Here is a 2,984-nt window from a genome sequence, read left to right as displayed (position 1 = left end):
CAATCACATTGTAAGACATGAGTACATACAATCCCTGTGCAGCATTATAAAACACATACAAATGATCTTCACCATTAGGTGATGCAATTCTTTGCTGAAATTTTAATTTACCAGCATCGCTAGGGAATACGTTATACTCACCAGTCTGCAAGTAATAACCACTCGGGAAAATAATACCTTGATCGTCCGGCAGCAATACTGCAGCCTCTGCAATACTATTGATGCGTTCTACTTCCTTAATCTTGTGGTTGTACACAAAATAACGAGGCTCTTCTTGAAACGGTTTTATTTCTAGAACAATAAGATTGCCTAAATCGGCATAACGGTATTGTCCGTCATCTAGTGTCTGGTCGCGGTGTTCTACGTCTTCTCGATAAATTCCCTGACCATCATCTGTATTATCCTCAACCTTTATGGTTAAATCACCACCTATAGTTTCTACAAAAACCTTGTCTAGAATCGATACATGTCCATGAACTCCAGCACGTTGATTATCGCGTCCAGCTTCTTTCCACTGGAAACCATATTGCGCTGGGAAACGATATTCATGCTCACTACGATTGTCTACATATTGCAATTTGCCATCAGCAATCAACCATTTAAAAGTCTTGATATCCGTAACCGAATCACTAAGCTGAAATACCATATGCAGGTAATTCCCCATAATCGCGAACTTGGAAAAAATCGTATTGCGATAGTACTTGTACAGATTTTCAAAATCAGTCTGAAAAATAGAATCTGTGATGAGGTTTAATTTGTTCCCGCTTTCGCGAAAGCGTAACGCATCACCATCCACACCGTCACGATCAAACTCATAGATACTAAAAACATCGCTCAATTGCATCTCAGTGCGCAATCCTAGATGCACGTTGTACCCAAAGATGCTGTATTTACCGATGGTCACGATATCACGGGCAATACAGTTATTTTCTGTATTCACACGGTCATTTGCAATCAGTCGTGTTTCTAGAGAACCGAAGACCTTTTTACGTTCTTCATTAAGAGCATGGAGTCGTTGCTGCAAGTCATTTTTTTGCTTGAGCAGTCGGCTCTGGATGATCTCGTAAGTTCCTGAGTCTAGTTGTGTAGTGTCTTTTATATCTTTTTCTGCCATTGATTTCTAGTTAGTCGCGCATCGCGTGCGCCTTCTCAGTGTTGGGGCGCATCGCATGCGCCTTTTCAGTGTGTGGGGCGGATGCGATCCGCCCTTGCATCTCGGTGCATGGCATACGCCTTTTCAGTGCGTGAGCAAGATGCGATCTGCCCTTGCATCTCTTTGCATCGCATGCGCCTTTTCATCAGTCTAGATCCAGTTTCTGTTTTAGATTTTCATCCCACTTCTTTGGATTATTATTGATGTATCTGGTTACATTGTCATAGTGTCTTTGAGTTCTGATGATAGCTTCGTTATAGTTGCGTACCCAGATGGTTTTTTCAGTTCTCAGTCGATTATGGATGTCCATAAGCTCACCATTTTTCAAGGTCGATTCATTATTCTGATTTTCTGATATGATACTTAAAACCTGTCTGGTTACAGCACCTTTATATCCTCTGACTATTGCTCCTAAGGATCCTGGTTTATTCATGTGTTTTCCTGCAACGGCTCCTGCTCTGCGTTCCAACTCTTTTGCCGTGTATTCCTTTTGTATTCTTTGTTCTTCTATATGAATGACAAAATGAATATGATCTGGCATGATCATGAATGCTCCTAGGGATACGTTGTCTCTCAAAGTTAGAGTTCGTTGCCATTCGATAGCCGCAATCTCTCCAAATTTATTGAGTATCATTTTTCCATCAATCACCTTTCCAAATAGATGCAACCGATTACGTACCACAATAGTCACAAAGTACCTTCCTACTGATGTGTAGTCATATCCTTTGAGACGTATTGATTTACGATTATGTTGCTTCATACTAGCTTAGCTCGTTCGACGCACTACTATGAGTGTGTTGTTAACGCATTTCATGCACGTTGTTGGCGCATTTCATGCGTGTTGTTGACGCATTGCATGCGTGTTGTTGACGCATTGCATGCGTCTTTTACAGTATTGGGCGGATGCGATCCGCCCTTACTGGTTGGTTGTTTAGATATCTCCCAGCTTTTTACCAGAAAGTCCCATACCTTTTGCCATATTCAACAAGTTGCTCAGCATGTTTTTCTCATCACCATCATTTGATTTACCGTGTAGGTTGTTCAAGATGTTTGCGATACTCAGGTTTTTGATGTCCTCAGAGCTGATGTTGTACTTGTCTGCAAAGTCCTTTACTTTATCCAACAAATTACCTTTTACGTCATCACTTCCTAGAATGGCATCTTTTACTTCAGATACAGTTTCAGAATGATTTACGAGTCTGTCATAACCTTTGGCCTTAGTGATCTGACCTATGATTTGTTCAAAGAACATAGTTTCACCACCTACGATGTCAATCTTAGCAGCTTTCAATGCATCTCCTATCACTTGCGCTTGTGCGTCTGCAATATCTTTCTGGATGTTGATTTGCGCTAGATCTACTTGAAGTTCCTTATCAAGACGTAGTTTAAACTCTTCATGTTCTTTACCTACACCATCAAGTTTCTTCATTGCTTCAGCTTTCTCTTCGATACCGGCAGCATCTGCAAGAGCTTTTTCTTTGATTACCTCAGCCTCTGCAAGTCCATCCTTACGTTTAGCCTCTGCTTTTGCAGCGATACCGCTTGCTTCAGCCTCTGCCTTTTTCTGGATGATTAGAGCATCTACGATTCCTTGACGCTCGCTAGCCTCAGCTTTTGCGTGCATTACTTGTGCTTCAGATAATCCTACCGTTGCTTCTTCCTTAGCTTGTGCTTCGGCAAGAATCTTACGTGCGTCTGCTTCTTTTTCACTAGCTTCTTTATGAGCAAGTGCTTCTATGTTGATTTCTTCAGCTTTTTGAACTGCAGCTTGTTTAGAAGCCTCGGCAGCCTTAGTTACCTTAATTAAATCATCTTGAGCTTTTGCTTCAGC

2 protein-coding genes and 1 pseudogene are annotated in these 2,984 nt (G+C 41.4%); all 3 read right to left on the bottom strand.

The window, feature by feature from the left end; genetic code table 11:
* Window positions 1–1,114 (bottom strand): DNA repair ATPase (locus ABJF11_RS14115; RefSeq protein ID WP_348120522.1); only part of this gene is annotated, 1,114 nt, incomplete at its 3' end.
* Between the two features lie 184 nt (window positions 1,115–1,298).
* Window positions 1,299–1,913: a transposase gene (locus ABJF11_RS14110; protein ID WP_348120521.1), complete on the bottom strand. Its 615-nt coding sequence runs from the start codon at window positions 1,911–1,913 to the stop codon at window positions 1,299–1,301.
* A gap of 171 nt (window positions 1,914–2,084) precedes the next feature.
* Window positions 2,085–2,984: pseudogene (locus ABJF11_RS14105) on the bottom strand (flotillin family protein); the annotation flags it as partial.

Source organism: Reichenbachiella sp., assembly GCF_039941815.1.
Lineage (GTDB): Bacteria > Bacteroidota > Bacteroidia > Cytophagales > Cyclobacteriaceae > Reichenbachiella.
Note: the sequence above shows the minus strand (reverse complement) of the source record. Positions and strands in the feature narration are given on the sequence as shown.